This is a genomic window from Geothrix alkalitolerans (genome assembly GCF_022808885.1).
Lineage (GTDB): Bacteria > Acidobacteriota > Holophagae > Holophagales > Holophagaceae > Geothrix > Geothrix alkalitolerans.
The window spans coordinates 710,527-727,309 of record NZ_JAKZLE010000002.1; the positions used below are offsets into that span (position 1 = coordinate 710,527).

Genomic DNA, 16,783 nt, shown 5'->3' on the forward strand with positions numbered 1-16,783 from the left:
GAGACGCCATGCAGGTGCTGGTCATTGGATCGGGGTACGTGGGATTGGTGGCTGCCGCCTGTTTCGCCGAGGCGGGGCACCGCGTCCTCGGCGTGGATGTGGATGCCGCCAAGGTCGCCGCCCTTGGCCGGGGCGAATCCCCCATCTTCGAGCCGGGCCTGGATGACCTGCTGCGGAAGCATCTCGCGTCGGGCGCCCTGCAATTCACCACGGATCTCGAGGAGGGCATCGCGGAGGCAGCCGCGGCCTTCATCTGCGTGGGCACCCCCCAAAGCGAGGACGGCAGCGCGGACATGAAGTACGTGCTGGCCGTGGCGGGCCAGATCGGCGGGGCCATGGCCTTGCGCGCCAAGGATGCCGCTCCGCTCATCGTGGTGGACAAGAGCACGGTGCCGGTGGGGACGGCGGCGCGTGTTCACGCGGAGATCGCCTCCCACACGGATCGCGCCTTCGAAGTCGTGAGCAATCCCGAGTTCCTCCGCGAAGGCTCGGCCATCGGCGACTTCCTGGAGCCGGACCGCGTGGTGGTGGGTTGCCGCACGGACCACGCCGAGAAGGTGATGAAGGGGCTCTACCAGTCCTTCCTGGATCGCAGCGGCGGCAAGTGGTTCCGCATGGATCCCCCCAGCGCGGAGCTCACCAAGTACGCCGCCAACGCCATGCTGGCCCTGCGAATCAGCTTCATCAACGAGATCGCCAACCTGGCCGAGTGCGTGGGCGCCGACATCGACCACGTGAAGACCGCCATCGGCGCGGACCACCGCATCGGCCCCGCCTTCCTCAACCCGGGTCCCGGCTTCGGCGGTTCCTGCTTCCCCAAGGACCTGCAGGCGCTCCTGAAGGTGGGGCGCGAGCACGGCCACCCCATGATGACTCTGGCCACCACGGTGGAGGCCAACCGGCATCAGAAGCAGGTGCTCCTCCGGAAGGTGAAGGACCACTTCGGCGTGAAGCCGGGCGTGCCCGCCCCCCTGAAGGGCAAGCGCTTCGCCCTGTGGGGCCTGGCCTTCAAGGCCAACACCGATGACATCCGGGAGAGCATGGCCCTGGAACTGATCGATGGCCTGGTGAACCTCGGCGCGGACGTGGTGGTGCATGATTTCGCCGCCATGGAGGCCGTGAAGGCGAGGGTCGGCGACAAGGTCCGCTACGCAGAGACTCCGCTGGCGGCTTGCGAGGGCGCGGACGCCCTGCTCATCGCCACCGAGTGGACGGACTACAAGGCGGCCGATCTCGAGGCCGTCGCCAAGGCCCTCAAGACACGCTGCATGTTCGATGGCCGCAACCTCTTCCGGCCGGAGGCCATGGAGGCCAAGGGCTGGACGTACCATTCCCTGGGACGCCGTTCCGTGGAGGTCAAATGACCCGCATCCGCCTGGAAGACATTGCCCACGCCCGTAGCGGCGACAAGGGGGACGGTTCCAATGTCGGCGTGATCGCCTACACGGAGGCCGGCTATCGCCTGTTGCAACAGGAGCTTACGCCCGAGTGTGTCAAGCATCACTTTTCAACCATATGCAAAGGTAGTGTTGAACGGTTCGAGGTTCCTAACCTCAAGGCTCTCAACTTCATCCTGCACGACTCCCTGGGCGGGGGCGGCAGCGAAAGTGTGAAAACTGATGCCCAGGGCAAGACCCATGGGCAGGCCCTGCTTAGAATGGAACTTGACCTTCCGGCCGGCCTGACGCTGGCGGATCTCAAACCCTGAAGAGCATTCCCACCCCGCCAAGGAGCACCAACATGGGCAATCTCGGAATGATGGAAATCCTGCTGATCGGCATCGCGCTGCTGATTTTCTTCGGGCCCTCCCGCCTCCCGGAGCTGGGCAAGAGCCTCGGCAAGGGCATCCAGGAATTCAAGAAGGCCAGCCGCGAGCTGACGGATTCCGTGAAGGAAGACGTCACCACCCCGCCGGCCGCCTCTTCCTCCGACAAGGACAAGCAGTAGGCCCCCAGGCCCTCCACCGGCCGGTCTCCGCAGGGGGGCCGGCCTTTTCTCCCCGTTGAGGACCATGGCGCTTCCGGCCACGCCGCCCGACAAGATGAGCTTCTGGGAGCACCTGCAGGAGCTGCGGGTGCGGATCGTCCGATCCCTCGGCATCGTGGCCGTGGGCTTCGCCATCACCTATGCCTACCGCTTCAAGCTCTGGGCCTGGGCGCAGAAGCCCTTCCTCGAGGCCATGGCGCGCCAGACGGGCAAGCCTGTCGGAAGCCTGGACCCCTTCGCCTTCACGGACCTCACCGAGCCCTTCTTCAGCATGATGAGGCTCTCGCTGTGGGCCGCGGCCGTGTTCTGCGCCCCCTTCCTCTTCTACCAGCTCTGGGCCTTCATCCGGCCGGGCCTGCTGCCCAAGGAACGCCGACTCGTCATCCCCTTCGTCTTCGTCACCTCGGCCTGCTTCCTGGCCGGCTCCGCCTTCGCCTACTTCCAGGCCTTCAAGTTCCTGGGTGACATCCTCTTCCAGGAGGCCTCCCAGGCGGGGCTGCGCGCCAACCTGCACGCCTCGGACTACCTCGACTTGTTCATCTCCACCACGCTCATCACCGGGGTGATGTTCGAGCTGCCGGTCCTGTTCTTCTTCCTGGCGAAGTTCCGCATCGTGACCGCGCGTCTCATGCTGAAGTACTGGCGCCACGCCACCATCGCCATCCTCATCTTCAGCGCGTTCTTCACCCCGGGCGACGTGGTGGTGACCACCGTCTTCTTCAGCGTGGTCCTGCTGGGCCTCTACTTCATCTCCGTGCTGGTGGCCTGGGCCGCGGAGCCCCGCGCGAAGTAGGCTCCCAGGTCCTCCAGACTGAGCCTCACGGCTAGGTTGGGTTCAGGTGAGACGAACAGGTTCCTCCGCGCGTCCACGCCGGTCATGTGGAGCGCGAGGGACGCGTCGAGCCGGGCCGGAAACTCCGGGCCCTGCTCGACCACGGCGGCGCGGCCCTCCGAGGCCAGGGCCAGGGCATTCATGCGCTGGTGGTCATTGGCACTGGTCGGCAGGGGCACCAGGATCGCCCCCCGCCCCGCGGCCTTCAGCTCGGCGCAGGTGCTGGCCCCGGACCGGCTCAGGACGAGGCTCGCCGCCTCCATGGCCTCATCCATGCGGTGGATGAAGGGGACCAGCTCATGGCGGGGGTGGCGCGGCCGGTTCTTCAGCCGCTCGAACTCCGCGGGGCCGGCCTGGTGGAGCAGCTCCCACTCCGGGGCCTCCTCCAGCAGCTGGGGCGCGAGTTCCAGCAGCGCTTCGTTGAGGGCCCGCGCACCGCCGCTCCCCCCCAGGACCAGCAGGCGGAAGGGCGGCTCCAGCGCCGATGCCGCCCGGAAGTCCCGCAGGAAGGCCTCTCTCACCGGCGTGCCTACCACCAAGCAGTCCGCCCCGGGAAGCAGGGAGCGCACGCCTTCGAGGCCGCACCAGACCCGCCTGGCCTTTGGAGCGAGGAGCTTCACCAGGGCGCCCGGCGCGGCATTGCTCTCATGCAGGAAGTAGGGGATATCCAGGGCGCGTGCGGCGAGCAGGGCCGGAGCCGCGCCGTAGCCGCCGGTGCCGATCACGGCCCAGGGCCGGGCGGAGCGCCACAGGGCCTTCAGGTGAACCGTGGCGCGCCAGAGCTTCCAGGCGGATCTCGCGGCCCGCAGCGGCGACCGACCCAGGAAACCCTCCACATCGAGCAGCACGTGCGGCCAGGGGCTGGCCGGCAGCTCCCGGGCCTCGATGCCCCGGCGGGCCCCCACGAAGGCGATGGGCCGCTGCGGCCACTGGCGATGCGCGCCCTCCGCCAAGGCCATGGCCGGGAAGAAATGCCCCCCGGTTCCACCACCGGTGAGGACGAGGGCTCCATCGAAGCTCGGCGTGCGATCGCTCATGATCCGATCACCATACCGGAAGGTGCCCCCTTCCTACCCAAAGGCAAGTGCAACTTACCTGAAGACAGATACGTGATTCCAGGCACAAAGATCCTCAAAGGCCGGTAAAGTGGAAGGTCACGCCGCGCTAGAATCCATTTTTCCGCCGGTTCCCACCGGCCTGTCCATGACGCATCAGGGAGCGCCCATGAAGATCCTCGTCGCCCTCAAACAGGTCCCCGATACTGAGACCAAGATCAAAGTCGCTGCGGATGGCAAGTCCCTCGATCCTGCGGACGTCAAGTGGATCACCAGCCCCTACGACGAGTACGCGCTGGAGGAGGCCATTCGTCTCAAGGAGGGCAAGGGCGCCGAGGTGGTGGCGCTTTCCGTGGGCGGCGACACCGCCAAGGATGTGCTGAAGAACGCCCTGGCGCTCGGCGCCGACAGTGCCGTGCTGCTGAAGGGTGACGGCCAGGGCGATGCCTTCGCCGTGGCCCAGATGATCGCGGCCTACGCCAAGGACAAGGGCTTCGACCTGATCCTCTGCGGCAACAAGGGCCTGGGAGGCGACAACGCCGCCATGGGCCCCATGCTGGCCGAGTTGCTTGGCATCGCCCAGGCCAACGTCATCGTGAAGCTTGAGCTCGGCGAAGGCACCTTCAAGGCTGAGCGCGAGATCGAAGGCGGCTCGGAAATCGTGGAAGGCGCCCTGCCCGCCGTGATCACTGCCCAGAAGGGCCTCAACGAGCCCCGCTATGCCAGCCTCAAGGGCATCATGGCGGCCAAGAAGAAGACCATCGAGGAACTGGATGCCGCCGCCGTCACCGCCGGCGCGCAGGTGAGCGCCCTGGCCCTGCCCCCCGAGCGCCCCGCCGGCCGCCTGCTGCAGGGCGACGCCTCCCAGCAGGCCCAGGCTCTGCTCCAGGCCCTCAAGGATGAAGCCAAGGTCTTCTAGCCGGTCCTCCTCCGCTGACTGATCCGATATTCGAAAGGACGACATCCATGATTCTCGTGTTCTGTGAACTGAAGGACGGCCAGATCCGCAAGCCCAGCGCCGAGGCTCTCAGCGAAGGCCGCCGCCTGGCTGACGCCTCCGGCAAGAAGGTCGGCGCCCTGTTCGCCGGCGCCTCCTGCGCCGGTGCCGAGGAAGCCGCCAAGTTCGGCGCGGACGTGATCCTCACCGCCGAGGGCGCCACCCTGGCCTCCTATTCCAGCGATGCCTTCGCGCAGCTGCTGGCGGACGCCGTGAAGGCCAAGGGCGCCACGGTGCTGCTGGCCGCCGCCACCGCGGTGGGCAAGGACGTGCTGCCCCGCGCCGCCGCGCGCCTGGGCGCCGGCTATGCCTCCGACGTCACCGGCCTCTCCATGGCGGATGGCAAGCTCCAGGCGGTGCGCCCGGTCTACGCCGGCAAGGCCTTCGCCACCACCACCTTCTCCAGCGCCGTGCAGACGGCCACCACCCGTCCCAATGTGTTCCCCGCAGCTGAAAAGGCTGGCGCCGGGGCCGTGGAAACGCTGGCCGCCCCCGCCGGCGACTTCAAGTCCGTGGTGAAGGAGATCCTCGCCAAGGCCGGCGGCAAGGTGGACCTCAGCGAGGCCAACGTGATCGTCAGCGGCGGCCGCGGCATGAAGGACGGCGCCAACTTCAAAATCCTGGAAGAGCTGGCGGACGCCCTCGGTGGCGTGGTCGGCGCCTCCCGCGCGGCCGTGGACGCGGGCTGGGGCCTGCCCCACAGCATGCAGGTGGGCCAGACCGGCAAGGTCGTGAGCCCCACCCTCTACATCGCTTGCGGCATCAGCGGCGCCATCCAGCACATCGCCGGCATGAGCGGCTCGAAGTTCATCGTCGCCATCAACAAGGACCCCGAGGCGCCCATCTTCAAGCTGGCGAACTACGGGATCGTCGGGGACTTGTTCGAGGTGGTTCCCGAGCTCACCAAGGCCGCGAAGGCCATGGGAATCGGCTCCAATTGATTCTCCGCGGGGGTCCCGCGCCTGCGCGCACACCCCCGCACCCCCTCGCGAAGGCCGGGCCGAGCCCGGCCTTCGCTCTGCCTTCCCCCATCTGCAAAATCGCCCGGCATCCGCCGGGCGATTTTGCAGATCGAGGAAGGGATTCATACCCCGAACTGCCTCAGATGGTGGTCGAAGTGCTTGTAGATGAGGCGGCCCCACTGGTCGCCGCTGAGCCGGCCGAAGAAGGGGTGGATCCTGCCTTCGGTCTTCGCGGCGCCGCGCTGGACGACGCGGTCGATGAGGGTGGCCAGCCGGGTGCGCTCGGTCTCGAAGTCCTGGGCGCTCGACACCACGTAGATGGGATCGGTGGGGGAGTTGCGGCGGAAGGGCTTCTCCCCAAAGACCTGGCTCCGGATGAAGGGCGTGATCAGCTTCCCGAGGAGGAGCTGCTTCACCTGACGGTCGCCGAGGGGATCGCCCAGGGCGAGGGCGCAGTGCTTCATCATCTGGGCGGGATCCATCTTCCCCCACTGGCGCGCGGCGCCCGGCTCCAGTTCCGCGAACCGCCGGGCCAGGGCATCCCGGTCGGCCGGGTTGAACAGGGAATTCATCGTCGTTTTCCTCCACCAGAGAGCCGTTCGCGGCTCCAGAATGCCGCCCGGTTGCGCCGGACGGCATTCTGGAGATAGGAAGAGCTAAACAGGCTCGAACCCCTCATCGCGCAGGAAGTCCCGCGCGTCCTCGGGATCCCCGAACCGGGCGACGACCATGTCCCCCTCGTTCACATCCCCATCCATGGCATCCAGGCTGTTCCGCTCCCGGATGACGCATGCGCCGCCGATCTCGTCCAGGCCGAACTGCACCAGCTCCCGGATGACGCCGTGCTCATCCCGCCACAATTCGACGTGCAGGTCCGTACCCATGTCCACCTCCCGCGCTCCGTCCGGTGGAAAGTTAGCTCTTTTCGAAGAAGAGCACCACCATGCCGAAGCCCACGCGGTCCCCGTGCTTGAGCTCCCGGGGTTCGCCGGGCTGGATGCGCTCGCCCCGGACGAAGGTGCCGTTCGCCACGCCCGGCTCTTCCAGCAGGAAGTAGCGGCCATGTTCGCAGAGGATGCGGGCATGGCGCCGCGACACGCTGAGGTTGTGGTCCTCCTCGGTCAGGTCGATGTCGGGATGCACGCCCGTGGTGGGGTCGAAACGGCCGATGAGCGAGCCGTGGGCCAGGATGGGATGGGGCTTGCCGCTGAGCACGGACACCAGGTTCGCCACGGGCGTGCCCGCGGCCTTGGCCGGACGGCTGGCATCCAGCTCTTCCACCCGCTCGCCCAGCTCGCGATGCCGCTGCGCGAGGCGCTGCATCATCTTCACGGACACTTCGGGGTTCTGACGGATCATGCGCATGAAGGTGCCGCGGTTGATGGCGATGAGATCGGAATCCTCAAGAGCAAGGGCCGTGTGCTGGCGCGGCAGGGCCTCCAGCAGGCTTCCCTCTCCGAAGAAGTCTCCCTTGGACAGCTCTTCGGTCCACTCCCCCTTCGGCTCCTCTGAGACGTAGAGCCGGACGCGGCCCGCGAGGATGATGTACATCTGCTGGGCCATCTCCCCCTTGCGGAAGATGACTTCGCCTTCGCGGAAGCGCAGCTTGCTTTGATCGATGAAGCTGGGTTCAGCCATGCAGATCCCGGGGAGTGCCTTAGGTTAACCCAGCCCAGGCGATGGGTGAACCGCATCCGAGAAGACCCGGGCCATCAGATCTTCGAGAATCCTGGCTTCGTCCGCCGAAAACCCCCCGATGTGGGGTGAATCCAGGTCCAGAACCGCCCGGAGACGGCCCCCGACAGCGATGGGTATCACGAGCTCGGAGCGGGTCGCGTCATCGCAGGCGATGTGGCCTGGGAACGCGTGGACGTCGGGCACGAGCTGGGTGGCGCCGGTCCGCGCGCAGGTCCCGCACACCCCCCGCTCAAACGAGATGCGGAGGCAACCCATACCGCCCTGGTAGGGACCGACCGCCAGCATCCGGTCGGCCACCCGGCGGTAGAACCCGCACCAGTTGGCCTGGGGCATCGTCTCCCAGAGGAGGCAGGCCAGGGTCGCCTGGAGGGCCACCTCGTCCGTCTCGCCCTCCAAGGCCGCCAGGATCTGCGGGACAGCTGCCCGCAGGCGCTCCACCCGCGCGGGTCCTGGGAGCAACGTGCCCCGCGCCACGGATTCCAGCAGGATTCCTTCGCTCATCTCTCCTCCGCTACCCTGGTCCCTCGCGTGACCCCGTGGGGGTTTTGTTGGACACTCTGATCCATGTCCATTCTGCGCTATCTGGCCGCTCCGCTGTCCCCTCTCTACGGGATGGTCGTGCGTGCCCGGAACCGCAGCTTCGATGCTCATCCCGAGCGGATCTCCCGTGTCTCCGTCCCGGTGGTATCCATCGGCAACCTCAGTGCGGGGGGGACCGGGAAGACGCCCCTCACGCTGTTCCTGGCCGAAGGGCTGGAGGCCGCCGGATGGACCAACACCGTGCTGTCCCGGGGCTACGGCGGGCGGCGGGACATCGATCCCATGAGCGTGGAGGCGGATTCCGATTCCCGCCAGTCCGGCGACGAGCCCCTGCTCATGGCCCGGCGCCTGGGCCCGGAACGGATGGTGGTGGGGCGGAAGCGGCACGCGGCCGCCCTCCGGGCCCTGGCCCAGCGCCCGAACTTGAGCTGCCTGCTGCTGGACGACGGTTTCCAGCACCGCGCCCTCCACCGGGACCTGGACCTGCTGGTGCTCGATGGCGTGAGGCTCTGGGGAAACGGACGGATGCTGCCCCTGGGTGACCTGCGCGAACCTGTGGACAGTGCTCGGCGGGCCCATGCGCTGGTGATCACGAGAGCCGCCCGGGTGAAGGATCGCGCGAGGGTCGAAGCCTGGTGGGACCGCCATGGCAGCGGCGGACCTCTCTTCTGGGTGGATTTCACCCTGGGGGCGCTGCGCCGGTGGGGCACGGGCGACCACAGCCCCCTGCCCCTTCCCGGGATGGGATCTGCCTTCGCCTGGTGCGGCCTCGGCCACCCGGAAGCTTTCTACGCCGATCTGCTGGTGGCCGGCCAGGCGTGGGCCGGTACCCACAGCTACCCGGACCACCAGGGCCCCTCGCCCGCCGGCCTGGCCTGGCTCCAGGCCAAGGCGCGGGATGCGGGCGCGGCCTGGCTCGTCTGCACCGAGAAGGACGCGGTCAAGCTGGGCCCGGGGCACCTCTCCGCGCTGGAGCTTCCCCTGTACGTGGCGGAGCAGCACGTGGTCGGTGGAGAGCCCCTGCTGGCCTGGGTGCTGACTGGCCTGGCCCGCCTGGCCGCCCGATCGGCCTCAGCGGATCAGCAGCCGCTCCTTGAGCTGGGGCAGGAACCGGCGGCTGACGGGCACAAGCTTCCCTGACCGGGTCCGGATGAGGGACGACGCATCCTGGCGGAGGATCTCGTCGATCTGGCGGAGGTTCACCAGCACCTGCTTGTGGCACCGGGCCAGGGACGGCACCTTGGCCTCCAGGACCGTCAGGGTGAGTTCCGTGAGGAATTCGCCCTTCTCGGTCACCAGGTGGACGCCGCTTTCGCTGGACCGCACGAACTCGATCTCCGCCACATCCACGAGCTTGATGCCGTGCCCTGAAATACACGGGATCCGCTCGATGGACGGGCTGTCGTAGGCCGGCTTGCTCCCCTCCCGGAGGAACCGCTTCAGCTTCTCGGTGGTGCGGGCGAGCCGGTCCGCCTGGACAGGCTTGAGCAGGTAGTCCAGGGCGCTCTCCTCGAAGGCCTTGAGGGCGTACTCGTCGTAGGCCGTCACGAACACGACCAGGGGCATCACGTCCGGATCGAGCATTCCCAGGAACTGGAAGCCGTCGATCTTGGGCATGTGGATGTCCAGGAACATCACCTCGGGCCGCATGGCCTTCACCGCGCGCAGGGCCTGGATCGCGTTGGAGCAGGTGCCCAGCACCAGGTATTCCCCGGACTCCGAGAGCAGCGTCTCCAGCTCCTCCCGCACGTGCATCTCGTCGTCGACGATCAGGGTCCGCATCATGATGCCCTGGCCTCCTCCGCGGGGATGCGGATCGACACGCAGGTACGCACGTGGGGTTCGCAGGTCACGGTCAGGCCGGATCCCCCTTTCAGGAGGTTCCGGATGCGCTTCTCCACGATTCCGAGCCCGAGCCCATCCTTCCCGCGCTCCTTGCGCTCGAAGTAGGTTCCCGCGTCGTCCTCCACGTCGATCCGCGCGGCGCCGTCCTCCCAGAAGGCGTGGATGCGCGCCGATCCGGGCTCCAGCTTGTCGGCGATGCCGTGCTTGATGGCGTTCTCCAGGAGGGGCTGGAGGGTGAAGGTGGGCAGCTTCACCTGGAGTAGGGTGGGATCCACGTCGATCTCCACTGTCAGCCGCTCCTGGAAACGGGCCTTCTCGATCTCCAGGTAGGCGTTCACGTGCGTGAGCTCCTCCTCCAGGGTGGAGAACTCGGGGCTGCGCTTGAGGTTCATCCGGAAGAAGGTGGAGAGGTGGTTCAGCAGCTCCCGGGCCCGGTTCGCGTCGCGGCGCATGATGGCCTGGATGGTGGTGAGCGAGTTGAACAGGAAGTGGGGATTGATCTGGGCGTGGGCCAGCTTCAGCTCCGCCAGCACCAGCAGGTTCTTCTGCTCCTCGTAGCGCGCCCGGAGCAGTTGCGTGGCCAGGAGCTGCGCGAGCCCTTCGCCCAGGGTGCGGTTGATGCTCAGGAAGCGCTTGCTGGCGGGCTCGAAGAGCTTGATGGTCCCGATCACCTCGCCGTCCACCTGCAGCGGGATCACCAGCACCGAGCCCAGCGGGCACTGGTCCGAGTAACCGCAGTGATAGGCCTCGTGCGCGCCGTCCATGAACTGGACATCCCGATGGAGGATGGCGCGGTGGCACTCGGGCGCGAGGGTCATGCCCGGCTTGTGGTGGTCCGATCCGAGGCCGACGAAGGCCAGCACCATCCGGGTGTCCGTGATGGCCACGGCTCCGACTCCCGTCTCCTCCAGGATGATCTTCGCGAGCTCCGGGGCCACGTCGGGCGTGAAGCCCTTGGCCAGGGGGCCCAGGGTCCGCCCCGCGATTCGGAGGGCCCGGGCCGTCGACGCGGCCCCCACCTGGTCATAGAGATCCCGGCGGTCCCGCAGGATGCTCATGAAGATCGCGGCCCCCAGAGAATTGGCCGCGATCATGGGGAAGGCAATGGCCTGCACGAGCTGGAGGGCATCCGGGAAGGGCCGGGCCACCAGCAGGATGATGATCATCTGCAGGGCCTCCGCCACCATCATCGTGACCAGGGCCGTGAGGGGGCTGAGAGGACGTTCGGCCCCGTACCGCCGAGCCAGATAGAGGTGGACGACGCCGCCCAGCGCACCCTCCACCGTGGTGGACAGGCCGCAGGCGAGGGCCGTGAATCCCCCATAGAAGTACCGGTGCAGCCCTCCGGTGAGCCCCACCGCCAGCCCCAGGTACGGCCCCCCCACGAGCCCGGCCAGGACAGGCCCGATGGCGCGGGTGTTGGCCAGGGCCCCATGCACCGGGAGTCCGAGGTAGGTCCCCCCGATGGAGATCACCGAGAAGAAGAGGTACATGACAGCCTGGTCCCGACGGGAGGCGGCCTCCAGGCGACGCATCCGGAACATGGGCGAGTTGCAGTAGGCGTAGGCCACGAACAAGAAAAAAGACGCCACCTGAATGAGGGAGAACAGCAGCTTCATGGTCCCTCCTTTCCTGTGGGTGTCCCCTACGATACCGGGTTCCAACGTCCCCCGAGCCAGGCGCGAACCGCGGTCGGCAGGCCATTCCGACCGCTTCCGGCCGGATTCCGGCCGGACGGGAAGTCCCAGGAGCCGGTGGGCCACCTTTCCATCCCTCGCCCCCTCGGGCCCGTACGAACATGGGTGGCAGATCACCCCCTCCATGCCCACCTGACCGGCCCTCCGGCCCCGTGGAAACCAAGGCGCCACCGCAGGCCGTCCGAGGCCCCACCCCCTGGCGCAACCTGCCATAATCCGTCCCAATTCCCCACAACCTGCTTCCAAGGAGACTCCCATGCTCAGGCAGACCCTCTATGGATCCCTACTCTTGGCCGCCTTCGGCCTCCACGCCGGGGACACCGTCAAGCTCGCCATCACGGGCCCCTTCACCGGCGGCTCCGCCCCCATGGGCGCCTCCACGCGGGACGGCGCCAAGCTGGCCATCGCGGAGATCAACGCCGCCGGCGGCATCCAGGTGGGCGGCAGGAAGATGAAGATCGAGATCATCGAGCGCGATGACGAAGCCAAGAACGAGCGTGGCGCCCTCATCGCCCAGGAGCTGGCCGCCATGGGCGACCTCTCCGGCGTCATCGGCACCGTGAACACCGGCGTCTGCATGGCCGGCGACAAGCACCTCCAGGAGAAGGGCGTCACCAAGATCATCTGCCCCGCCGCGGGTTCCGCCTCCATGACCCAGTGGAGCAAGGCCGGCGTGAAGGACAACTCGATCTTCCGCTTCGCGGCCCATGACGGCATCCAGGCCGCCATGGTGGTCGAGGAAGCCATCAACCGCCACTTCACCAAGGTGGCCGTGATCTTCGACTCCACCAACTACGGCGTGTCCGGCCGCGACGACATGCTGAACCAGATCAAGCTTCAGGGGAACAAGCTCCAGGTCGTGGCCCAGGAGAAGTTCAACATCGGCGACAAGGACATGACCGCCCAGCTGCTCCGCGCCAAGGCCGCCGGGGCCCAGGCCGTCCTCATCTGGGCCATCGGCCCCGAGCTGGCCGCCGTGTCCAACGGCATGGCCAAGATCGGCATGAAGGCGCCGCTCATCGGCGGATGGACGCTCTCCATGTCCAACTACATCGACAACGCCGGCAAGAACGGCAACGGCACCCTGATGCCCCAGACCTTCATCGAAGAGCCCATCACGCCCAGGGCGAAGGCCTTCATCGACGGCTACCACAAAGCCTACAAGGTGGACCGCATCCCCTCCGCCGTGGCCGCCGCCCAGGGCTACGACGCCGTGCTCATCTTCGCCGCCGCGGTGAAGCAGGCTGGCAGCACGGACACCCACAAGATCAAGGAGGCCCTGGAGGACCTGAAGGAGCCCGTGAAGGGCGTCATCGCCACCTGGAACCACCCCTACACCAAGTGGAATCCCGCGGACGTCACCACCCACGAGGCCTTCCGCCGCGAGCAGGTCGTGATGGGCATGGTGCAGGACGGTCGCGTGGTCTTCGGCAATGCCTCGGACAAGGCCCGCCTCATCAAGGAGGCCGCCGGCACCCCGGCCAAGGCCCCCGCCAAGCCGGCCCCCAAGGCCAAGGGCAAGACCAAGTAACCGTTCATCACCGCACATCCCGGGGGGCTTCGGCCCCCCGCCTTTTCCGCCCCGCCCCGAGGGCCCCCGACATGAATCCTTCGATCATTGGACAGATGGCCGTCAGCGGTGCCCTCATGGGCCTCGTCTACGCTCTCATCGCCTACGGCTTCCAGCTCACCTACGCCACCAGCAAGAGCATCAACTTCGGCCAGGGCGAGCTGGTGATGGTGTCCGCCTTCTTCAGCCTCACCCTCACCAACCTGGGCCTGCCCTACTGGCTGATGGTGCCGGGGGGCCTGCTCTTCGGCGCCCTGCTGGGCCTGGTCGTGGAACGGGCCGGCGTCCGGCTGGCCCTGGAGCAGAAGAGCGAAGGCTGGATCCTGCTCTCGATCATCCTGGGCCTCTTCTTCTTCTCCGCCGCCGAGAACATCTGGGGACGCGACGACCGCCCCTTTCCCACCCCCATCTCCGCCGATCCCATCCATGTATTCGGGGTGGATGTCACGCGGCTGGAGCTCTCCGTGGCCGTGGGCGTGCTCGCCATCATGGGCCTCATCGAGCTGTTCAAGCGCCGCACCCTGCTGGGCAAGGCCTTCGAGGCCGTGTCCGCGGACCGCGACGCCGCAGAGCTCATGGGCATCAGCGCCACGCGGACGGTGATGCTGTCCTACGCCTTGTCGGGCGTCGTCGCGGCCCTGGCGGGCATCCTCGTCTCCCCCATCACCACCGTGGGTCCCACCATGGCCTCCGCCCTCATCCTCAAGGCCTTCTCCGTGGCCGTGGTGGCGGGGCTGGATTCGGGCTTCGGCGTGGTGCTCATCGGCATGGCCCTGGGCGCGCTGGAGAGCCTGGCCAGCTTCTACCTCGGCAGCGGCTGGCGCGAAGCGCCCGGTCTCACCCTGCTGATCCTCGCGCTGGCCGTACGCCCCACCGGCGTCTTCGGCAAGGCCGTCATCCGGAAGGTATGAGATGAAGCGCATCCTCTTCCTCCGCGGCGCCGAGCTCCTCGTCTTCGCCTTCCTCGCCACCATCCCGCTGATGGTGGTCAACCCCTACGCCCTGGGCCTGCTGACGCTATTGGCCATCTACGGCATCCTGCTCATCGGACTCGATGTCACCGTCGGCTACCTGGGCCAGGTGAACCTCGCCCACGTGGCCTTCCTGGGCCTGGGCGCCTACACCGCCGGCCTGGTCGTCACCAAGCTGGGCCTTGGCCTGGTGCCGGCCCTTGGCGCAGCCACAGCCGTGGGCCTGGCCCTGGGCAGCATCCTCGCGCTGCCCGCCCTGCGCCTCGAAGGCCCCCAGTTCGCCCTGGCGACCCTCAGCTTCGCGGCCCTCAGCACCACAGCCCTCAACGAGCTGGAGAGTCTCACAGGCGGCGCCCAGGGCCTGAGCCTCACGCGCCCGGCCCTCTTTGGAGTCACGCTCACGCCGCCCATCTTCTTCTGGCTCTGCCTGATCCTGCTGGCCCTGGTCTGGATGGTGATGCGGAACCTGCTGGCCTCCCAGTGGGGCCGGGCCTTCGAGGCGCTGCGCGACAGCCCCATCGCCACGGACGCCATGGGCGTGGGCACCTACTACCACAAGGTCGCCGCGTTCTCGCTGGGCTCCGGCCTCGGCGGGCTCGCGGGCGGGCTGTACGCCTTCAACTTCCAGTACCTCCAGCCCCAGAGCTTCGTCTACGAGCTGATGATCATCCTCCTGCTGGGCGTGGTGCTGGGCGGCCGCAAGAGCCTCTGGGGCGCCTTCGTGGGAGCCACCGTGGTGGTCCTGCTGCCGAACCTGCTCTCCAATGCCCTGCTGTTCCACATCTTCAGCGGAGCCGGGTTCGCCCTGGCCCTGGCGGCGGGTCTGCGAGGCCTCCTCAAGAAGACCACGCGGCCCTTCCAAGCGCTCGCGCCCGTGGTCGCCATGGGCCTCCTGGCCATCGGCGGCTTCTTCGTGGAGAACACGGAAGATTGGCGCAAGGGCATCTTCGCCCTGATGCTCTTCTCCGTGGTCGTGGGCCTGCCAGAGGGCCTGATGGGCTTCCTGGCCATCTTCCTCGCCAAGCTGTTCCGCGTGCCTCCCTCGCCCCTGCCAGAGCCTTCGGACCTGGAGACGGTCCTCCCGCAGCGCACCCAGGGCGACGGCTCCCTGCTCGTCCTGGAGGACCTCAAGCGGCACTTCGGCGGGGTGAAGGCCGTGGACGGGCTGTCCATGAAGGTGCGCGCCGGCACGATCCACGGCCTCATCGGGCCGAACGGTTCGGGCAAGAGCACCGTGGTGAACGTGATCTCGGGCCTCTACACGCCCTCTTCGGGCAGCGTGGCCCTCCGCGGCGTCCCGCTGCCCCAGGGGAGCCTCACCCGGGTGGCCCGGGCAGGCGTGGCCCGCACCTTCCAGAACCTCCAGCTCTTCAGCGAGCTGACGGCGGTCGAGAATGTGATGGTCGCGCTGAAGGACGTCTACAAGATGCCCCTCCCCCTCGTGCTGCTGGGCTTCGCCCGCGCGCAGGAGCGGCGTGCGCAGGCCGACGCCCTCGCCCTGCTGGACCTCATCGGCCTTAAGGACCAGGCGCGCACCCGGGCGAAGGATCTCACCTACGGCGCCCAGCGGTTCCTGGAGATCGCCCGGGCCCTGGCCCGCAAGCCCGACCTGCTGATCCTCGACGAGCCCGCGGCAGGGCTCTCCCATCCGGACGTCCTCCAGCAGATCGAGATCATCAAGCGAGTCCACGCCCGGGGCGTCACCATCATCCTCATCGAGCACCACATGGATGTCGTGAGCGAGCTCTGCGACCAGGTGACGGTGCTGGACGGCGGCAAGGTCATCGCCGAAGGAGCCCCGGAGGACGTCAAGCGCCATCCCAAAGTCATCGAGGCCTACCTGGGCCAGGCCAGCGATTCCGCGCCTTCCGGCGGCGCCGAACCCCTGCCCGCGTGAAGGAGACCGGCATGCTCATCGTGGATGACCTTCATGCAGGCTACGGCGCCAGCGAGGTGCTCGTGGGCACCACCCTCACCGTGAAGCCCGGCGCCGTGGTGGCGCTCATCGGCGCCAACGGCGCGGGCAAGACCACGACCATGCGCGCCGTCTCCGGCATGCTCCGCCCCTCCCGCGGGCGCGTCGTGCTGGACGGCAAGGACGTGCAGGGACTCGACGCCTCCCGCATCGCACGGCTGGGCCTCGCCCACTCCCCGGAAGGCCGCAAGGTCTTCGGCCCCCTCTCGGTGGAGGACAACCTGCTGCTGGGCGCCTACGGCCGGCTGCCCAAGTTCCTGGGGTTCAAGTCGGGCGCCCAGGCCGATCTGGACCGTGTCTATGGGCTCTTCCCCCGCCTGAAGGACCGGGCCCGTCAGGCCGCCGGCACCCTCTCGGGCGGCGAGCAGCAGATGCTCGCCATCGGCCGCGCCCTCATGGCCCGGCCCAAGGTGATGCTGCTGGACGAGCCCTCCATGGGCCTCGCCCCGGTCATCGTGCAGGAGGTCTTCCGCACCATCCGCCGCCTCAAGGACGAGGGCATCACGCTCCTCCTCGTCGAGCAGTTCGCGAAGAGCGCCCTCGAGGTGGCCGACTACGCCTACGTCATGGAGCGCGGCCGCATCGCCGTCGAAGGCACGCCCGAGGAGCTGGGGCGGAACGAGCGCGTCATCGCGGCCTACCTGGGCTGAGCAGG

General features: G+C 67.9%; 18 protein-coding genes. 11 read left to right on the forward strand and 7 right to left on the reverse strand.

The window, feature by feature from the left end; genetic code table 11:
* The first annotated feature begins 8 nt into the window (after positions 1-8).
* The 4 genes from MLJ35_RS07320 (at position 9) to tatC (ending at position 2,779) form a co-directional block, all read left to right on the forward strand.
* Positions 9-1,364 (forward strand): UDP-glucose dehydrogenase family protein, encoded by a 1,356-nt coding sequence (locus MLJ35_RS07320; RefSeq protein WP_243383775.1) that lies wholly within the window; start codon positions 9-11, stop codon positions 1,362-1,364.
* Positions 1,361-1,708, forward strand: coding sequence for an AtuA-related protein (locus MLJ35_RS07325; RefSeq protein ID WP_243383776.1), 348 nt, complete (start codon positions 1,361-1,363; stop codon positions 1,706-1,708). Before MLJ35_RS07320 ends, MLJ35_RS07325 begins: the two co-directional genes overlap by 4 nt.
* Before the next feature lie 32 nt (positions 1,709-1,740).
* Entirely contained in the window at positions 1,741-1,947 is a 207-nt protein-coding gene (locus MLJ35_RS07330; protein ID WP_243322120.1) for a twin-arginine translocase TatA/TatE family subunit, read from the forward strand.
* 64 nt (positions 1,948-2,011) lie between these two features.
* Positions 2,012-2,779 carry a twin-arginine translocase subunit TatC gene (gene tatC / locus MLJ35_RS07335; protein WP_243383777.1) on the forward strand — a complete coding sequence of 256 codons (768 nt, stop codon included), beginning with the start codon at positions 2,012-2,014 and terminating at the stop codon, positions 2,777-2,779.
* On the opposite strand, the gene MLJ35_RS07340 is transcribed toward tatC, so the two are convergent.
* The gene (locus MLJ35_RS07340; protein ID WP_243383778.1) at positions 2,728-3,855 is read right to left on the reverse strand and encodes a UDP-N-acetylglucosamine--N-acetylmuramyl-(pentapeptide) pyrophosphoryl-undecaprenol N-acetylglucosamine transferase; all 1,128 of its coding nucleotides are present in this window, start codon (positions 3,853-3,855) and stop codon (positions 2,728-2,730) included. The genes tatC and MLJ35_RS07340 overlap by 52 nt on opposite strands.
* Positions 3,856-4,042: 187 nt before the next feature.
* Here MLJ35_RS07340 and MLJ35_RS07345 point away from each other — a divergent pair, with 187 nt between their 5' ends.
* Positions 4,043-4,792, forward strand: a complete 750-nt coding sequence (locus MLJ35_RS07345) for an electron transfer flavoprotein subunit beta/FixA family protein (protein WP_243322125.1) — start codon at positions 4,043-4,045, stop codon at positions 4,790-4,792.
* Between the two features lie 47 nt (positions 4,793-4,839).
* Positions 4,840-5,811, forward strand: a complete 972-nt coding sequence (locus MLJ35_RS07350; protein ID WP_243383779.1) for an electron transfer flavoprotein subunit alpha/FixB family protein — start codon at positions 4,840-4,842, stop codon at positions 5,809-5,811.
* Positions 5,812-5,954: 143 nt separating this feature from the next.
* Here MLJ35_RS07350 and MLJ35_RS07355 read toward each other — a convergent pair whose 3' ends face one another.
* The 4 genes from MLJ35_RS07355 to MLJ35_RS07370 all read right to left on the reverse strand — a co-directional run bounded on the left by MLJ35_RS07355 (position 5,955) and on the right by MLJ35_RS07370 (position 8,031).
* The gene (locus tag MLJ35_RS07355) at positions 5,955-6,404 is read right to left on the reverse strand and encodes a DUF1569 domain-containing protein (RefSeq protein ID WP_243322129.1); all 450 of its coding nucleotides are present in this window, start codon (positions 6,402-6,404) and stop codon (positions 5,955-5,957) included.
* A gap of 84 nt (positions 6,405-6,488) precedes the next feature.
* Positions 6,489-6,716 (reverse strand): hypothetical protein, encoded by a 228-nt coding sequence (locus MLJ35_RS07360; protein WP_243322130.1) that lies wholly within the window; start codon positions 6,714-6,716, stop codon positions 6,489-6,491.
* Positions 6,717-6,747: 31 nt separating this feature from the next.
* Positions 6,748-7,470 carry a cyclic nucleotide-binding domain-containing protein gene (locus MLJ35_RS07365; protein ID WP_243285893.1) on the reverse strand — a complete coding sequence of 241 codons (723 nt, stop codon included), beginning with the start codon at positions 7,468-7,470 and terminating at the stop codon, positions 6,748-6,750.
* Positions 7,471-7,494: 24 nt separating this feature from the next.
* Positions 7,495-8,031 (reverse strand): GAF domain-containing protein, encoded by a 537-nt coding sequence (locus MLJ35_RS07370; RefSeq protein ID WP_243383780.1) that lies wholly within the window; start codon positions 8,029-8,031, stop codon positions 7,495-7,497.
* A gap of 63 nt (positions 8,032-8,094) precedes the next feature.
* Here MLJ35_RS07370 and lpxK point away from each other — a divergent pair, with 63 nt between their 5' ends.
* The gene (gene lpxK / locus MLJ35_RS07375; protein ID WP_243383781.1) at positions 8,095-9,210 is read left to right on the forward strand and encodes a tetraacyldisaccharide 4'-kinase; all 1,116 of its coding nucleotides are present in this window, start codon (positions 8,095-8,097) and stop codon (positions 9,208-9,210) included.
* On the opposite strand, the gene btsR is transcribed toward lpxK, so the two are convergent.
* Both btsR and MLJ35_RS07385 read right to left on the reverse strand, forming a co-directional pair.
* Positions 9,142-9,855 (reverse strand): two-component system response regulator BtsR, encoded by a 714-nt coding sequence (btsR, locus tag MLJ35_RS07380; RefSeq protein ID WP_243383782.1) that lies wholly within the window; start codon positions 9,853-9,855, stop codon positions 9,142-9,144. The two genes, lpxK and btsR, sit on opposite strands and share 69 nt — an antisense overlap.
* Entirely contained in the window at positions 9,852-11,534 is a 1,683-nt protein-coding gene (locus MLJ35_RS07385) for a sensor histidine kinase (RefSeq protein ID WP_243383783.1), read from the reverse strand. Before MLJ35_RS07385 ends, btsR begins: the two co-directional genes overlap by 4 nt.
* A 334-nt stretch (positions 11,535-11,868) precedes the next feature.
* Between MLJ35_RS07385 and MLJ35_RS07390 the strand changes: the two genes are divergently transcribed.
* The 4 genes from MLJ35_RS07390 (at position 11,869) to MLJ35_RS07405 (ending at position 16,778) form a co-directional block, all read left to right on the forward strand.
* A complete protein-coding gene (locus tag MLJ35_RS07390; RefSeq protein WP_243383784.1) occupies positions 11,869-13,143 on the forward strand; it encodes an ABC transporter substrate-binding protein in 1,275 nt (424 codons plus the stop codon).
* Positions 13,144-13,214: 71 nt separating this feature from the next.
* The gene (locus tag MLJ35_RS07395) at positions 13,215-14,093 is read left to right on the forward strand and encodes a branched-chain amino acid ABC transporter permease (protein ID WP_243383785.1); all 879 of its coding nucleotides are present in this window, start codon (positions 13,215-13,217) and stop codon (positions 14,091-14,093) included.
* 1 nt (position 14,094) lies between these two features.
* Positions 14,095-16,050 (forward strand): branched-chain amino acid ABC transporter ATP-binding protein/permease, encoded by a 1,956-nt coding sequence (locus tag MLJ35_RS07400; protein WP_243383786.1) that lies wholly within the window; start codon positions 14,095-14,097, stop codon positions 16,048-16,050.
* Positions 16,051-16,061: 11 nt separating this feature from the next.
* Positions 16,062-16,778, forward strand: coding sequence for an ABC transporter ATP-binding protein (locus MLJ35_RS07405; RefSeq protein WP_243383787.1), 717 nt, complete (start codon positions 16,062-16,064; stop codon positions 16,776-16,778).
* Positions 16,779-16,783 lie beyond the last annotated feature (5 nt).

What these genes read in the sequence shown, in the direction of transcription:
- MLJ35_RS07325 (WP_243383776.1), top strand. Translation starts at nt 1,361, where the DNA reads ATGACCCGCATCCGCCTGGAAGACATTGCCCACGCCCGTAGCGGCGAC.
- btsR (WP_243383782.1), bottom strand. Translation starts at nt 9,855, where the DNA reads ATGATGCGGACCCTGATCGTCGACGACGAGATGCACGTGCGGGAGGAG.
- MLJ35_RS07395 (WP_243383785.1), top strand. Translation starts at nt 13,215, where the DNA reads ATGAATCCTTCGATCATTGGACAGATGGCCGTCAGCGGTGCCCTCATG.
- MLJ35_RS07370 (WP_243383780.1), bottom strand. Translation starts at nt 8,031, where the DNA reads ATGAGCGAAGGAATCCTGCTGGAATCCGTGGCGCGGGGCACGTTGCTC.
- tatC (WP_243383777.1), top strand. Translation starts at nt 2,012, where the DNA reads ATGGCGCTTCCGGCCACGCCGCCCGACAAGATGAGCTTCTGGGAGCAC.
- MLJ35_RS07390 (WP_243383784.1), top strand. Translation starts at nt 11,869, where the DNA reads ATGCTCAGGCAGACCCTCTATGGATCCCTACTCTTGGCCGCCTTCGGC.
- lpxK (WP_243383781.1), top strand. Translation starts at nt 8,095, where the DNA reads ATGTCCATTCTGCGCTATCTGGCCGCTCCGCTGTCCCCTCTCTACGGG.
- MLJ35_RS07345 (WP_243322125.1), top strand. Translation starts at nt 4,043, where the DNA reads ATGAAGATCCTCGTCGCCCTCAAACAGGTCCCCGATACTGAGACCAAG.
- MLJ35_RS07365 (WP_243285893.1), bottom strand. Translation starts at nt 7,470, where the DNA reads ATGGCTGAACCCAGCTTCATCGATCAAAGCAAGCTGCGCTTCCGCGAA.
- MLJ35_RS07405 (WP_243383787.1), top strand. Translation starts at nt 16,062, where the DNA reads ATGCTCATCGTGGATGACCTTCATGCAGGCTACGGCGCCAGCGAGGTG.
- MLJ35_RS07400 (WP_243383786.1), top strand. Translation starts at nt 14,095, where the DNA reads ATGAAGCGCATCCTCTTCCTCCGCGGCGCCGAGCTCCTCGTCTTCGCC.
- MLJ35_RS07355 (WP_243322129.1), bottom strand. Translation starts at nt 6,404, where the DNA reads ATGAATTCCCTGTTCAACCCGGCCGACCGGGATGCCCTGGCCCGGCGG.
- MLJ35_RS07340 (WP_243383778.1), bottom strand. Translation starts at nt 3,855, where the DNA reads ATGAGCGATCGCACGCCGAGCTTCGATGGAGCCCTCGTCCTCACCGGT.
- MLJ35_RS07320 (WP_243383775.1), top strand. Translation starts at nt 9, where the DNA reads ATGCAGGTGCTGGTCATTGGATCGGGGTACGTGGGATTGGTGGCTGCC.
- MLJ35_RS07330 (WP_243322120.1), top strand. Translation starts at nt 1,741, where the DNA reads ATGGGCAATCTCGGAATGATGGAAATCCTGCTGATCGGCATCGCGCTG.
- MLJ35_RS07350 (WP_243383779.1), top strand. Translation starts at nt 4,840, where the DNA reads ATGATTCTCGTGTTCTGTGAACTGAAGGACGGCCAGATCCGCAAGCCC.
- MLJ35_RS07360 (WP_243322130.1), bottom strand. Translation starts at nt 6,716, where the DNA reads ATGGGTACGGACCTGCACGTCGAATTGTGGCGGGATGAGCACGGCGTC.
- MLJ35_RS07385 (WP_243383783.1), bottom strand. Translation starts at nt 11,534, where the DNA reads ATGAAGCTGCTGTTCTCCCTCATTCAGGTGGCGTCTTTTTTCTTGTTC.